The sequence below is a fragment of the Candidatus Omnitrophota bacterium genome, from assembly GCA_018830005.1.
Classification (GTDB): domain Bacteria; phylum Omnitrophota; class Gorgyraeia; order JAHJTE01; family JAHJTE01; genus JAHJTE01.
Genome location: JAHJTE010000001.1, coordinates 465,200 through 480,355, shown reverse-complemented (window position 1 = coordinate 480,355; position 15,156 = coordinate 465,200). Strand labels below are relative to the sequence as shown.

The 15,156-nt window shown below is 38.4% G+C and carries 12 protein-coding genes and 1 riboswitch; all 12 genes read right to left on the bottom strand.

What is annotated here, in order from left to right; all coding sequences use genetic code 11:
- Entirely contained in the window at positions 1–1,146 is a 1,146-nt protein-coding gene (locus KJ593_02575; GenBank protein ID MBU2540763.1) for a response regulator, read from the bottom strand.
- An 18-nt stretch (positions 1,147–1,164) separates the two neighbouring features.
- Positions 1,165–1,539 carry a response regulator gene (locus KJ593_02570; protein ID MBU2540762.1) on the bottom strand — a complete coding sequence of 125 codons (375 nt, stop codon included), beginning with the start codon at positions 1,537–1,539 and terminating at the stop codon, positions 1,165–1,167.
- A 65-nt stretch (positions 1,540–1,604) separates the two neighbouring features.
- Positions 1,605–1,724: riboswitch (cyclic di-GMP riboswitch) on the bottom strand.
- Positions 1,725–1,840: 116 nt separating this feature from the next.
- Positions 1,841–2,104 (bottom strand): hypothetical protein, encoded by a 264-nt coding sequence (locus KJ593_02565; protein ID MBU2540761.1) that lies wholly within the window; start codon positions 2,102–2,104, stop codon positions 1,841–1,843.
- Between the two features lie 270 nt (positions 2,105–2,374).
- Positions 2,375–2,536: a DNA-directed RNA polymerase gene (locus tag KJ593_02560; protein ID MBU2540760.1), complete on the bottom strand. Its 162-nt coding sequence runs from the start codon at positions 2,534–2,536 to the stop codon at positions 2,375–2,377.
- Between the two features lie 128 nt (positions 2,537–2,664).
- A complete protein-coding gene (locus tag KJ593_02555; GenBank protein MBU2540759.1) occupies positions 2,665–2,820 on the bottom strand; it encodes a hypothetical protein in 156 nt (51 codons plus the stop codon).
- 255 nt (positions 2,821–3,075) lie between these two features.
- Positions 3,076–4,104, bottom strand: coding sequence for a glycosyltransferase family 9 protein (locus KJ593_02550; GenBank protein MBU2540758.1), 1,029 nt, complete (start codon positions 4,102–4,104; stop codon positions 3,076–3,078).
- 86 nt (positions 4,105–4,190) lie between these two features.
- Entirely contained in the window at positions 4,191–5,411 is a 1,221-nt protein-coding gene (locus tag KJ593_02545) for an ATP-binding protein (protein MBU2540757.1), read from the bottom strand.
- Positions 5,412–5,645: 234 nt separating this feature from the next.
- Positions 5,646–7,175 carry a B12-binding domain-containing radical SAM protein gene (locus KJ593_02540; protein ID MBU2540756.1) on the bottom strand — a complete coding sequence of 510 codons (1,530 nt, stop codon included), beginning with the start codon at positions 7,173–7,175 and terminating at the stop codon, positions 5,646–5,648.
- A 349-nt stretch (positions 7,176–7,524) separates the two neighbouring features.
- A complete protein-coding gene (locus KJ593_02535; protein MBU2540755.1) occupies positions 7,525–7,962 on the bottom strand; it encodes a hypothetical protein in 438 nt (145 codons plus the stop codon).
- A 113-nt stretch (positions 7,963–8,075) separates the two neighbouring features.
- Entirely contained in the window at positions 8,076–10,727 is a 2,652-nt protein-coding gene (locus tag KJ593_02530) for a DUF1998 domain-containing protein (GenBank protein MBU2540754.1), read from the bottom strand.
- A gap of 99 nt (positions 10,728–10,826) precedes the next feature.
- Entirely contained in the window at positions 10,827–12,884 is a 2,058-nt protein-coding gene (locus KJ593_02525) for a DEAD/DEAH box helicase (protein MBU2540753.1), read from the bottom strand.
- Entirely contained in the window at positions 12,875–15,106 is a 2,232-nt protein-coding gene (locus tag KJ593_02520) for a hypothetical protein (GenBank protein MBU2540752.1), read from the bottom strand. Before KJ593_02520 ends, KJ593_02525 begins: the two co-directional genes overlap by 10 nt.
- Between the last annotated feature and the right edge of the window lie 50 nt (positions 15,107–15,156).

The following is a 15,156-nucleotide window of genomic DNA, read 5'->3' as shown; positions in this document are numbered from 1 at the left end:
CTAGTTTAGATGTGATTTGATGCTGTTGATTAGTACTGTGACTTTGAGTTGATCCAGGGAAAATGGCTTCACTATATAATCACAAGCACCTAACTCTATAGATTCTCTGCAAACAGATTCATCTTTTAGGCCTGTTATAATTATAACCTGAGTCTGTGGACTAATTTTCTTTATCTTTTTTAAGAGTTCAAGACCATCTACATCTGGCATAACAATATCTAGAAGTACGATAAAGGGCTTTAATGCTTCAACCTGCTCTAACACAGCCTTGGAATCAGTTACTGAAGACACCTTATATCCTTCGTTAGCTAGAAACTTACCCGTATATTCACATACGTCAGGTTCATCATCCACTATAAGAATGTAATCGCTGGGCTTTTTTTCTTCTCTAATCTCCTTTTTTTCTTTAGCCTTGGATACCATCCTATATATTACCATAATAAGGCCGTTTGCATCAAAGGAGGGTGGTAAATATTTACAGGAGCCATATCTTTTAATTCTATCTATTAATTCCTTTACTGATTCTGGCTCTACTGCTATCATAACAGGTAGTCCCGGATATGCTTGTTTATATTTTGCCAGCACCCGTATTGTATCCTCGCCTAATAAATCTGCCCTAAGAATTAAAAGGTCAAAAGGACCCTCTGCTAAATCAAGTTCACTGCTTTTATTTTCAATACTCTTTATATTATAGCCCTTTTTCCTAAATTGATCTAAGATTGTCCTAAATTTTTTTTCATCGTAATCCAAAGCTATAATATCAACCTCCTCAAGCTGTTGGACCTCTACCTTTGTTGCCCACCCATGGATGCTTCTTTTGAGTAAGTCTAAATCGATTGGCTTGGTAATATAATTAACTGCTCCTAACTTTAAAGTCCGCTGTTCAACTTTGGTATCTTTTACTATTGTGACCATTGTAATAACTACCTGTTTATCAATCTGCCTTATCCTCTCTAAAGTCTGAATCCCATCCATTTCAGGCATCCTAATGTCCAGCAGGATCAGTTGCGGCCTTTCTGTTTTTACCTTTTCTAAGGCCTCTCTTCCTGAAGTGGCGATTATTACCCGATAGCCTTCTCTAGAAAGAACTTCCTCCAGGGAATTACAGAAATCCAATTCATCATCTACTACCAGTACTTTTACCATTTTGGGCCACCTATTCATTTAATTAACGCTCTTAAGGAAAAGGTACGTTGAAATAGCTGTCTCTAAGGCACTAAAGCCAAGGGGTTTCGTTATGTAGTCTGTAGCACCTAATCTAAGCGCTTTCTTAGCTGTATCTATTTCATCCACGCAGGTAACCATAATAACCGTCATTTCTTTATCAAGTTTCTTTATTCTACGCAGACACTCAATCCCATCCATTTCAGGCATCCTAATGTCTAACAATATTAATTCTGGTCTCTCAACCAATATTCTAGACAGGGCCTCCTGTCCATTGCTTGCAGTATCTACATCATAGCCTCTCCTATCAAAATATTGGCTAATTACCTCGCGTACATCAGACTCATCATCTACTACTAAAATCTTGTGATTCATTGTTGCCACCCCCAATAAAAAAGCCTATTCTTTTGAAAGAATAGGCTTAAACTTCTTCGTTCTGTTTCGGCAACTGACTACCATATCCTCACTTTCAAGGATTTAGGCTCTTGAAGTTTTGCGGTCCTTTTAGGACCGGGCACTCGGCCCGCCCCATTCTTTCAAATGGTTTGCCTTTCTCGTCTTACTGACTTTATAGTCTTATCCACTTATAAGTATAACACAAGAATAGGTATTTTACAAAGCGAATTACATAATCTATTGTAAAATAAGAGGTTAAGTTAAATGTGGCGGTCTATTCTTATGGCTCTGGCGGCTGGAAAGTTGCTTCTTTGGCTAACAACTCATAAAGCTCTCCTAGAGCCTTATTTAAAGATTTAGCATTCTCTTCAATACTGCCTAACACATCAATAATATGGGAAATTCTCTCTTCTAAATCTTCATCAGAAAGTTTATACAAGCCTTCCTGTTTCAAAATTTCCCTGTTTGAACCAGCAGCAAGGCAGATATTGCTTATCTTGTTAAATAGGGGATGAAGGAGCTCTTTTAGTTTATCCTTATCCATTTTCGTCCTTTAGTAATTCCAAATATCTTAAGGGCCCCTTTCGTATGGGCCGAGGGAAAAACTCTCTTGTTTGCCTGGTTGTATTTTAGACATAATATCCTACTATATCTAGGAGTTTTGAGCACCAGAGAAGGAATTCCTCGCTGATTTCTAGAGGCATTAATTGTAAGAGAAATAAGTCTAAAATTATTGCAAGAACCGCCACAAAATGATTTAAAACATTACCTTTGCGGATCTACTAGAAACAAGAGACTAACAAAATATCTTCTTTTAACGACCTTCATTCTTGCGCTTTGAATAACAATCCTTGCAGTATATCGGACGATTATCTCTGGGTTTAAACGGGACTTCGCACTCTTTCTTACACTCCGAGCAAACAGCCTTGTGCATCTCCCGTGGCCCGCCGAATCCACCACCACCATGATATCCCATGTTTCCTCCTTGTCTACAAGGACAACGCCCGCGCAATTCCAATAAGCGCGGGGTGTCTTTTATTTCTGCTAAAGATTTAGCCTTGAGTTATGATTATAGGACTTTTAAAAAAGATTACAAGTATTTCTTTATTCTAAGGCGACCTGGTCATTGGGAACCTGTCCAGACTCAGGCGTGGCCTCCATCGCTTTTTTATCCAGTTTTCTTTGTTTCTTTTCCTCTGCCTTCTTTTTCCTGGCCAATTCTTTCTGATACTTTTTATATGAATAATTATCTCTTGCCAACGTATCTCCTTTTATCTTGGCCCATCCCGCATGACGACACCCTTAATTTTCATCTGGCTAAAATTATATCATAAAATCGGTAAATGGGGTCCTTCTAACGTTTCGCGAGGAAATTCCTCTCCTTATTCATAAAAGCAATTATATCTTTTCCCAACATCTTCAGAAACAAAATTCGCTCAACTGGTTATAAAGAAAAAATAGCAGGCTATCCTCTATACAAAAAGCGAACATTCCGAAGACTATAAGGATAGAAGACTAACATTTTAAGAAGACTTCTTCAACTTTTGAGAAGACTTCTTCGGTGCTAATTGAATCAAACCTACCACTTACAACTTTACAGGTGGGATCAAGAAGGATTTCTTCCCCTTTTTTGTTCTGAAGAAGTATGCTGTTTTGACCCAATGGGCGCCAGCGCTGAGGATTAATCCCTGGCTGCGAACGTAAAAAAAGAGAAATAACAGGAATTCCCACTGCTGCTCCCATATGAACAGGTCCAGAATCATTCGAAATAAGCATCCGACACCTCTTTAAAATACTCGTAAGCTGTGAGAGCGAAGTCTGCCCTGTCAGATCAATCACCCTGCACCCAGCATGTGCCATTATCTTACCGGCTGCTGGTTGCGCAGTTTTTCCGCCAACAATAATGATCGACGCCTTATATTGTCTAATAATCCGGGATGCCAAATCCGCGTAAAAATCTATCGGCCAAAACCTGGTAGGACAACTTGCGCTAGGATGAAAGGCAATAACAGGGCTACCAACAAGTTTATGATCTATAAAAAACCGTTCTGCCCAGACCTCAGCGTCTTCATGCAGAGCCAATTGAAGCTCTAAGTCCCCACCTTTTACGCCAATAGCTTTCAATAGATCCAGACAATATTCAGCTTCGTGCTTCGTTCCTAAATGACGATCATCAACAATGGGCTGGGTTAAAAGAAAACCAAATTTATTATTCTTATATCCAAGTCTATGGGGAATGCCGGCCAAGAAACATGCCATATTATTACGTTTTTTTGTGTGATAGATAATAGCGAGATCAAATTTCTTCCTTCTTAAGGCAGCGACGTGCCGAAAATAACTCCACCAGCCACCAGCCCTATCTTCAATAATTACCTCGTCAATGAAAGGCAAGCCCTCTACAAGATCCTTTGTCGATTGATCTACCCACAACGAAATCCTTGCTAAAGGAAATGTCTGATCTAACGCGCGGATAGCAGGTATGGTTAGAATCACATCACCCATACGATCGGTACGAACTATAAGAATATTCTTAACACGGTACATATTAATGCCTTTACAAATTTTTATTAAGTCTAAATAATAACTTGGGGTCGCTGATTAGACGAAGTTAGAACCTGCCTGATAACTGCCTACACAAAATAGGATAGTATATCAGAAGCGCTGGCAACCAAAATTTGCTTTTCCCCATACTTATGAAGTTTCCTGTAATTTGCCTTATGGACTATTTGAATCCCTTTATTGCAAGGTATCTGATTAATAAACTTTTTCCAATTACCAGAGAGATTCGCATCATTCAGCTTTGCCTCAATGGGCAGCCAGGGCTTATTATCCTTGCATATTAGAAAATCTATTTCTGCCTTATCTTTGCTACGAAGACTAAATAATTCATAATTACCGGTCCCATTATCTGTCCAGAAATGACAAAACTTTAGCAAGTGACTCGCTACCATGTTCTCAAATCTTGCAGATATATCCTTAACCTCACTATAGTCCCACAGATAAAGTTTTCCTTCTTTTTTTAATGTTCTGGATATGGATTTTTGATAGGGTTTTAGCTCAAATATATAATACAGCTCTTTAAGATAAGTCAACCACCTTCGAATAGTATCGAAACTAACTTCAAGAGTTTCTCGCAATGTAGCCCTACTTAAAAAAGAACCCACTTTCTCCGGTATTAAAGATGTAAGCATTTCAATCTGACTTAATTCTGGAATCCTGCTTAAATCTCTCAAATCTTCTCTTATAACTTTCTCAACTCTTCCTTTTTGCCACAGTCTGGCATGACGTTCATTTTGTGCCAAGAATGGCTCCGGAAATCCTCCAAACCGCATCAAAGCATCTAAATTTTTCTGGGTTGTCTTTTTTGAATTTAATGATTTTGAAAACACCTGGTCGAGAAAATTATCCGGATTAATAACAGGATTCTTTTCAATTTCTGCAAGCGAAAAAGGATGCAAACGAAAATGATAATATCTCCCTAAAAGACTATCACTTCCTTTCTTATAAACATTCAGTCGTGCACTACCCGTAACGATTATATCTAATGGTTGTTCTAAGGTATCATAAATCCCCTTCAGGGTTCTTTTCCACAACTTTGCTTTATGAATCTCGTCAAAAATGACAATAGGAGCATGCTTACTCTTTTTGGGTATTATGCTTGAAGGATTCTTTGTCCATATTCTTCTAAACTCTACATCATCCCAATTGTTGTAGATGCCCTTTCCACGCTTCTTGAGCATTATTTTTGCCAATGTTGTCTTCCCACATTGGCGCGGCCCAGAAACAAAAGCCATTTTGTGCATTGGAAAACAGATTTCGTCTATTGTCGAGATTAAATATCTATTTCTCATATGAATAGTATATAAAGAACTACCCTAAATGTCAAGACCAAACTCGCATAACATCTCAGTTTGGTCGGATTTGGGTTCCTCCCGAAATTAATGAGGGAACTTCTATCTTTATTCACATCGCTTTATTATATCAGAATTATTGCGATTTTTAAGAAATGTCTGCCATTAGAGAGGTGATTTCCTCGCAATGGTGAGCAAAGTCGAACCACTCGTCCAATACGGGAAGTGTGCTTTTTATATTGAGAAGGGCCTTCTAATTATTTTAATAACCTGCGCTCTGAGTTCTATCAAAATAACAATAATCTTAGCCAATAAAGCATCCCATTTTGTAACAACAATATATACCAGACTGGCTTTAATTTTTACTTTTATGGATTTGCTTAGTATACCCGGAATAATATGAGCATATTTAGCGAGGAATTCAATAAATTTTTCCTCTTTAATCCAGGGTAGGTTTTCAATTTTGTAATATCCGGTGTGGACATTGCCGTGTTCTATATTTTCATCTGTTATCATCCCAGCCCAATCTCTTAAAGCCCGCGGCACTCTAAGGCCATTCTTGATACATAAATCATATAAACCGCTGCCAGGATAGGGTCTAAAAATACTAAAAGAGTAATGAATGGCTGGGGGGCATATGCGAGAAATCTGTATCATTATTTCAATTGTGTCAAATATTTCTTTTTTGGATTGAGTAGGGATGCCTATCATCCATGAATAAATAGGAATAATATCTGCTTGGCTGCAAACTTCTGCCGAATGAATAATTTGTTCAACCGTTATATCTTTTGTTATCAGATCCAGGATTCTTTGGTTTCCTGATTCGGCTCCAATATTAAAGAATTTGCAACCAGTGGATTTCAAGTTTTTAGCAAAATCTAAAGAAATATAATCATCTCTGAAATAACTTGCTTTTATATTAGTACCCCATTCTTTAGTAATTTCTCTTTTTTTTAATCCGGTTATAATTTCAGAAGCTCTTCCTTTGCTGAAAAAGAAGTCTTCATCTATAACACGATACGCATCCAGATTATACCTCTTGATGTTAATTGACAGCTCATCAAGATATCTTTCATGACCTAAGGGTGTCCATTGATTGTCAGTGGCTTTATTAATACAGAATGCACACCGCCAAGGACAACCACGCGCAGAGATAATATTTAGAGCTCTATTGGGTTTATCAGAAAGAAAATGAGGAAACGGCCCAAGATAACGTTTCAAGTCAAGTAATTCATAATCAAGATAAGGGTAATCTATCATTTCAATATTTTTTTCGGGGGCGTTGAATTTTCCTTTAACACAGGTGCCCGGGATGTCTCCAGCTATCCTGCCCTTTGTCATCAATTGCTCGCATATTGTAAATAAAGGTGCCTCTCCCCTGCCATGCACAACAATATCCACTGAGCCATCTAACGATGTCTCTTTAGGAAAGAGCGTGGGATGCACGCCACCCCAGACAATAGGTATAGATTTATCAATACTTCTGACAAGATCAGATAGATGTAACGCATGAGAGACCTGAGCAGTCATTACGGAGAAACCGATCAAGATAGGCTTTGGTTCGTTTGTTATTATATTAGAAATTAATCCCGATATATGTTCTTCTTTATATAAAACTACATCAATAAGCTTAACCTCTAAATCAATTTTCTTTATATAACTGCCTAATGCTAAAATTGATAAAGGTTCGCGTGCGGCAATATTTTGAGGACATGGTTGAAGGTCTTTGCGAAATTTAGGATTTATAAGTAATATCAGAGGCATTTTTAAAGGTACTTTCCCTTATAAAATAAAATTTTTAAAACTTTTTTTGAATATCAAAAAAATCTTAGCATAGCCGGATTAATATTGCACAAAAATTGGTGCCAGAACTCATTATCTCGTTGTAGTAAATATGTTGTGTATAAATCACAAGCCCGAGTTTGAACTCGGGCTTTGGTTTCCTATAAATATCTAATGCTTCCCAGGGGGCATATTTTAACTTATTTTTTTACATTTGGAGCTTTTAGACTCCTCGTTTCGCTCGAGGTGAAATTTTTGATTTGCAAAGGATTAAAGTCCTAAGCACATTTTTTAATACTATCTGCAGCCTAAGTTGAAGCCTTCAATGACGTCATTTCGACAACTTTTGATTCTTAATAGTTCCCGACCATTTATTTAGTGCTTGGATATTTTCAATTGTTCTTTCAGGTTTAGAGGTCCAAAAGATTATGTATGCTTGTGCCAAAGTAGCGAGGAACAATAGACTTGTTAGTATAATTATTGCCCATGAATGGAATCTATGTGCCTTTGCAAGATTACTATTTGAATTTTGTATTTTCGTAGATTCTAAACATAGCGCTTCTTTAAAAACAGCGATTTCGCTACTCAAGAACCTGATACTTTTGGATTGTAACACTGCTTCAGCAGGTGAAGCACTTGTCGGATCAGTAACCTTGGAAAGAAGCTCTTCTAATTCATCAATTGACATCTTAGCTAAATTATTCATGTATTCTCCTTCCTTTATGATGGGCTTCTCCTTTGTAATATTCGGGCCGTTTCTATTTTTCAAAAATTAGAAGCGGAAGATAATTAACTATTATGTCCCCGGAATTTTTGGATTTCTTGCATAATATGTTTTGTCTCTCTGCGGTACGTAAAACGTCTATGCCATTATTCATCACACTATAGGTTGTGTGATAAAAAATCTAGAACAATGCCTCTTTTCAACTGGTCATGGCAGAATTGATTCTGATAGTTTCTAAGACACCCATAGCAACTTGTTTCCCTGCCGCAGCTACAATTTTCAACCCGGTTTTTAGTTATTTTAATTACCTCATAAAGATTTTGGTCTTCCATTATTCTTTTGACGTGTCCAGCCCCACCAGGCACATTATCGAAAAGAACAAGAGCCGGTTTGCCTTCATAAGCATACAAACATCCATCTAGATCTCGACGGCTAATACCCAAAGCTTGACTGGCGCCTTCGAGTAAGGCGTATAGCAAAGAAAACCAAAAACCTTCTTCATTCAATGATTCGTTAAATTTGAATTTTTCAAAAGCAATCACTAAGATATCGGTTTTGAAGGTATGGCCAAGATGAAGCCTTGATTTCAAAGTAGCAGAGCAGTTTCCTCCTATCGGACTTTTGTCGTGTTTTTTTACCCTATCAGAACTAGCAAACCCGCAATTGAAACATATTGAAAATCCTGAACCCTTCTTTCCCTTGCATATCACTGCGAGTTCTCCATTAGAGGCATACTGGCATTTAATCGTAAGTTTTCCAATCTGAAATTTTTCCTTTACGGGTTCGCCGTAACCAAAGAAATAAGGTCTTGTAGTAAACTCCCGCTTTGGCCGTGACTCTCCTGGTTTTTGAGGTTCTTCTTCTCTGCTCGTGACAAAACCAAAAATAGGCACTATAAATTTGTGTATTTCTGTTCTTGCTATTTCCTTCCCGCAGCTTTCGCATTTAAAAGAAGGCGGTCTATCATCAATGGTTCCTTCCTGCATGTGGAATCGTTTACAGTCAGGACAGACAGCATACCATCGAATTGGCCATGTTCTGTCTTTCACTGCTCTTAGCCCTGCGCTTTTCCACACATACCCATTAGCTACCACCGCACTTCCAGGTGCGAATTCAGATATTGCTATACGAAGGTCCCGTTCTAATTGAATATACTTGGCCGTACGAATATGATGTTGTAGTGCAAGTTCCACAACATCAACAGGGAAACCATATTTTGGAATGACATTGTGGCTTGCGAGAAAGCCGATGAGTTTTTTCTTTCGAATGGTTTTCATTCTATCATCAGCCCATTTGCGGTCAGAGGTTAACTGGCTTTCTCTTATTTTATTCCCTCCAGAGTCTATAATCTGTTTCAATTCTTCCCCTCTCTTTTGGTAAAATTCTTTCAATTTCAAGAATTCATCATTTATTTCAACATCAGCGATTTCCAAAGAGCCGTCCTTGTCTAGTAAGTCTTTTATCCATCCCCAATTTTCCAGCTCAAATGTTTCATGTAGATTTACAGGAATTGTTCTCATTAGCGAATGCAATAAAGCTTGTGGTCTGCTATTGAGATATTCTTTTAGCTTCTCTGCCCCTGAAATTTCCTTTTTGCTTTCCTCGCTGAGATGAAAAAAGGAATCTACAACTCCAAAATAACTGCGATACTTTCGGAAGAAATCAGAAAAAACCATAGAGTGAAGGTGCCTACGGACAATTTTTTCGTTGCGAACCTCAACAGCAGGCGGCTTTATCCTACCCTCTATTAACCTCTCTGGGTCTTTGAAATAAGTAAGATCATGAGACCTGCGCTGTGCAAAGGTCAGCGTAAAACCAACAGAATCAAGTTTTCTACCTGCCCGGCCTGAACGCTGAACATAGTTAGATGGTTCTGGTGGAACGTTGCGTAAAAATATGGCTTCCAATTCGCCGAGATCCACGCCTAATTCAAAAGTAGTAGAGCAACTCAATACATTTATATCTCCATCTATAAATCTTTGCTGAACAACAGAGGCATAGCTTTGGGTCAGTTGAGCTGTGTGCTCGTGAACATTCATTTTTGTAAGATCAAGACTGCTGTAAAGAGACCTATAATGATTATTTTCTACATCAAGGTATTTTGAAGAATTCTTCAAGGACTCGAGAGCTCCGTCACATCCAAATGTAGGACATACCTCATGGATACTTATTGGCGAGATTAAACCGCATTTATCACATATAAACCACGAATCACCTGTATCCTCTTGGATAATTTTCCAGTATTTATAGTCAAGCTGATAAACAACTCCTGACCTAGAATCACTGAACTGACAAACACCTTTATTTACCAAGTGCTTTGTTAAATCATCCCAAATTTTACTTAACAGCTTCCTGCACTCATCTTTATTGCCTTTGTTTCCTGATATACGCTCATAGAGTTTATGCAAAAATTCTAATCTGGAGTTTGATCTGCTCTGTGCGGGAATGAATGAATATATTCCCTTCTTAGAGTCGGATTTCTCGCCACGAAATTTGTATTCTTTCTGCCTCGGAGCGAAAATTTCATCCTTCGGGCTTGGCGCATCTTTAGGAAAGGTTATGGCTCTGTTCATTCGAAGTGAGTTAAACAGTATTTGATACAGTGCCTTAGCCTCTTCATCAGAAAGATTCCAAGGCGGCTGCAAAAGCTCTTCTATTGGCTTCCAATCCTTTGGCATAATCAGCGAAAACGATAGCAAGCCAACTCCTTCAAGACAGTTTCTGCGCTCCCAACCCAAGGCACAAAAATCCCGCAGAATAAGTCCCCAGATTTCTCTTTTCTTTTGTTTTTCATCCTTAGTTAAATCCATCAGAGAGTTTTCCTCGGAGATTTCAAGCATATCCCTGGAAAGAGTTTCCAGTCTGTAATCTTTTATTGATTTGTTTTTCCGCAATGCTTCGATAATCAGTCACCTAAAAAGAATCCGTCCATACGTGTAGTCAAGATAGGGAGCAAAAAATGCTGCGTCTTGCCTACTGTCAGAAAAAGCCAATATTTTTTTCTCTTTTTGTTTCTCCTTTTCAAGCTTTTGAAACAGGGCTGTTGTTAAAACCGCTGCAGGAGCATCCTGCTGGAACAAGAACTCTCTAACAATATTAATCGAACGCAGGCCGCATAAATAGCATTTGTTTAGAATGCTGTCTTTAGGGGTTATCTCAATTAAGAGCCGTGTTCCACCCTTTTTATCAGAACACGTACATTTAGGCTCATCTCCGTATTCCCCGACTGAACCGCATCTTACACATATTTTCCAAGTCTTGCCTTTCTCTGCTATTTCTTCTGGGATTGCCACCTCTTCATCTTCATCTTCTTCAAGCAAAAGTGAAGGCTGCCACAAAAGGAAGTATCTTTTTCTTTCTTCCGGAATCTTGACTTTAACAGAAGACTGAATTAATTTTTCATTAATGATATCGCCTATCAGATATTCCTGTCCGCATCTGCGACAGGAAGCTAATTCAAAAACCGGATATCCTTCATCTGTCTGCTTGCGTCGTTCAAGAAAAATTTTTGGCTCTGGAAAGAATGACGCAAATATACCCTCAGGAGCGCGCACAAATAAATGATAGCGCGCAGGCAGGAGAGGCAATGACTCTTCTTCCAAACGAACCCAAACAGCCAAATTCACAAGGCTTTTCATTGCTTGGCGGTCCTCGCTTGAAATGTCATTGCTGTCAATGACCTGCTTAACGCAATCTTCAAAATTTGTTGGCTTTCTTTCCAAAATTTCTTTTAATTTCAGCAGTCTTTTGTCTTTTGATAAGATTTCGTATAGGAATTTTTTAACATTGCTGCCGGCTTTTTCTTTCACCTGGGTCAAAAGTGCTTCTGAAATACCCTGCTCTTTGCATATCTCATGACATTTTCCCAGAATTATGCTCTGTTCCGCCTTGGTTCTTATTATTTCATCAAGTCTTGGATATAACTTTAGGGAATAGTCAAAAAAATCTTTCTCTGTAACTTCTACTTTGATTCTCTCGTCTTTTATTACGTCTTGATGTTCCGCGTCTGACGGATTCCATTCAAACTTCTCGCCAAAAAGGTTTTTCGCAAATTCAGCAACCTTGCCAAAATCCTCTTCCTCTTTTACCAATGTTGCGCTTGTGGCAATGCATTGCAGAACGCCTTCTTTGCCTTCACAAACACGGTCTTTTAAGCGGCGCATAAGCATTGCCATCTCAATGCCTGATGCTCCTTTGTAAATGTGCGCTTCATCCAAAACGAGAAATTTCCAGTGTCCTGCATACTCTCCATCAAAAAATGCGCAATCAGCAGGCCGCAGAAACAGATATTCCAGCATGGCATAGTTTGTGATGAGAATATTTGGCGGCGTTTTTCGCATTTCCTCTCTTGATATTAGCTCGCTTTTTACCGGTTCAATGCCTGCGCTCCTCAATTTTTCCTCTGCCTCTCTTCTGGATTCAGGAGTATCGCCAACATATCTGCCAAAAGTTATCTGCATGTCCGGCATTTGTTCTTCTAAAGTCCTTGCTATACCCCTTAACCTACGTAGCTGGTCATTTGCCAACGCATTCATGGGATACAGTAAAAGGGCGCGTACGCCTGGCCCAAGATTGCCTTCCTTATGTTCTTTGATAAGGTGATTATAAATCGGAAGTAAAAAGCACTCGGTTTTTCCACTGCCTGTACCAGAGGCAATAACCGCGTTTCGACCCTTCATTATCTTCCTGAGTGCTTTTTCTTGATGAGTATAGAGAGGATTCTTATACAAATCGAAACATTCGAGTTCACTGCGGAATATCCCTTTTGCGATTAGGTCCTTGAGATAAGAGGTTGTTTTGAATGGAGGCGTGGCTTCCAACAACGGTCCGTTTATGAACCAAAATTTATCCACCTCTTTATAGAAAAGATCTCGCAGTTTAATATCTCTCAAGCGGAAAGCAGTGGTTAAATATCTCTTATAACTCTCCTTAATTGCGTCAGTAACCTTAAGAGGGTCTAGTGACATTCTTGCCTCCTGTTGAAAGTGCTGTATAAATCATCGAATTCTTTCAGCAATAACTTTTGAAATAAATCTATTTTTGTCTTTAACTTATTTTGCTTTTTAATCAGGAATCTTTCGCCATATTTATCCATGACAAACTTGATAAAAACCATGCTCTTTATCACAAATTCCTTTTTATACTTTTCTTTTTCTTCGTTTGTTTGTTTTTTCCTTAATCTATGATAATAGATATTTCGTATCTTTTTAGAGTTCTGTTTTTCTTTCGGACATTTATCTTTTATCTGACGTAAAAAGAAACAAATCCTTTTCAAGCAAACGCCTTTCATCAGGTTATTTAGATCTAGCTTCGGCTCTGAAGAGCCTCTAGATTTTGGTTCAGGCTTAATGCGTAAGATTTTAATTTTTTCAACAGGCCCTGTTTCCCTTGCTTTTTTAATCTCTATCTTTAAAATTAATTCATCTTCATAGTGCTTTATTGTCTCGTAAAACCGGTTAAAATCCAAAACGAAAAGTCTGTTCTTTAAAACAAATCTCTCTGGTCCCTGGCGCCTCTGCCCATTTTCTTCAAGTACTGCTAATATATCATATTTACTATTAAAATCGTTGGTGCGGATTAACAAATCCAGCGGTTCTCCTGTCACCAATTGCTTTCTTTGCATAAGATATGGTTTATCCTGCCAGTCTTTCTGTTTAGATGTCTTCCATTTTAATCTCGGTATTGTCGCACATATCCTTATGGTGACCCCACTTTCTCCTTTCTCCCCAACAGAAAACTGGCATCTATCCTCTTTAGGTTTTAATATGAGCTCAAATGAATTGCCCTCTTTTGATTTCAGCTCTTCACCTTCTGCATTTCTCATTTCCCGTTTTTCGATATCATCTAAAACAACCGTAATCAGTGAAGATTTATGTCCTGCCTTTGGGTCAGGAATTATCAGCTCTTTAGGATAATTTAATTCAATATAAGAAATCCAGCGGAAGAAGAGCGTATCGTCAGATATTCCGGAGCCGCACGGGCAAATGTCAACCTGAAACTCGCCACTACTGCAAGGAAGGGATTCAGTAAGACTTAATGTAAGAGGCTCATCGCCTGTCCAGCTTTCAGCAATCATCTTACTACTGCCAAGTACCCTATTCTGAACCCATACATTCCATCCCTGTTGATTCTTATGTGGCGCTATTATTTTGATAGTTCTACCAGTAAAAAGCGGGCACGTACTCTTAAAATCATCTTCGATAAGAGGCTCACTTTCCAGATTAAAGGTTGGCTCGCAAGGTAACCTAATTTCAACGTCTGTTTTCCTATTCCTTATAATCAAAATATCGATTTTCCTCAGGTCAACAAGAATGGGCCTGTATTTCTCCCATATCCAGTCTACTGGCTCATCGATTATCCATTGTTCCACTTCCTTCGGCTCTGACGCCAAATCATAATCCTCCTCCAGTAATATCCAGACCATCCTCTTGGGAAGCAGTTCAACATTGTATAACATTCTGCCCTTGCTTTCGCCTATAGCAATAAAGATGTAAAAAGCCTCATTTGCATGCTTATACCTGTATACTCTGTTTTGAACCTCTTCAGGGAAAATAACTTCAAATTCATTCAATGGCTTTTTTATATATATGCTCTGTTCTCCTACTTCCGCATAGTTATCTTCAGGAAAAACCCTTGCCTGAACTTCTTGCTCCTCATTGTTCAACTTCAACTTATAATTCATGTACTTGGCAATGTTCTGCCCCGCTCCAACATTGAATTTCTGCCTTGACAAAACCAGATGAATCTTTTCTGTATAATCAAAATCTGTTTCTACATATGGGCTTTCAAATCTCGCAACAGTCTCCTCAAGTTCTTTTATCTCGGCTGTTTTCCTTTCATCAGGAATTGCAGTTTGCATTCGTACATCAGACTTCTGCGTCTTTCTCTTTTGAGCTCCCAAATTTATAATTTTCTCTCTCTTAGAATCTTGAGGTTTTTCGGTCGTCTCTTGGGCTTGTTCTTTCTTTTCTGTCTTTACTATATCATCAATTTCGGTTGTAGGACTTTTTTTAAGGTATGGCTTATTTTGTTCTTCAGTAACTTCGCCCTCCTCTTGAACATTCTCCGCACCAACCTTCTCAGGTTCCTTTTCTTCCATATGTTTTTCTAGCTGTTTAGAAGAAAAAAAACCAAATATACGAAAAAGTCGTCTTAATAATTTCCTTAATTTGTTAAATATATCTTCCATCGTCCTTTTAGATAAACCGATTCTGAATCTTTCGAAAGGATGGACTTTTG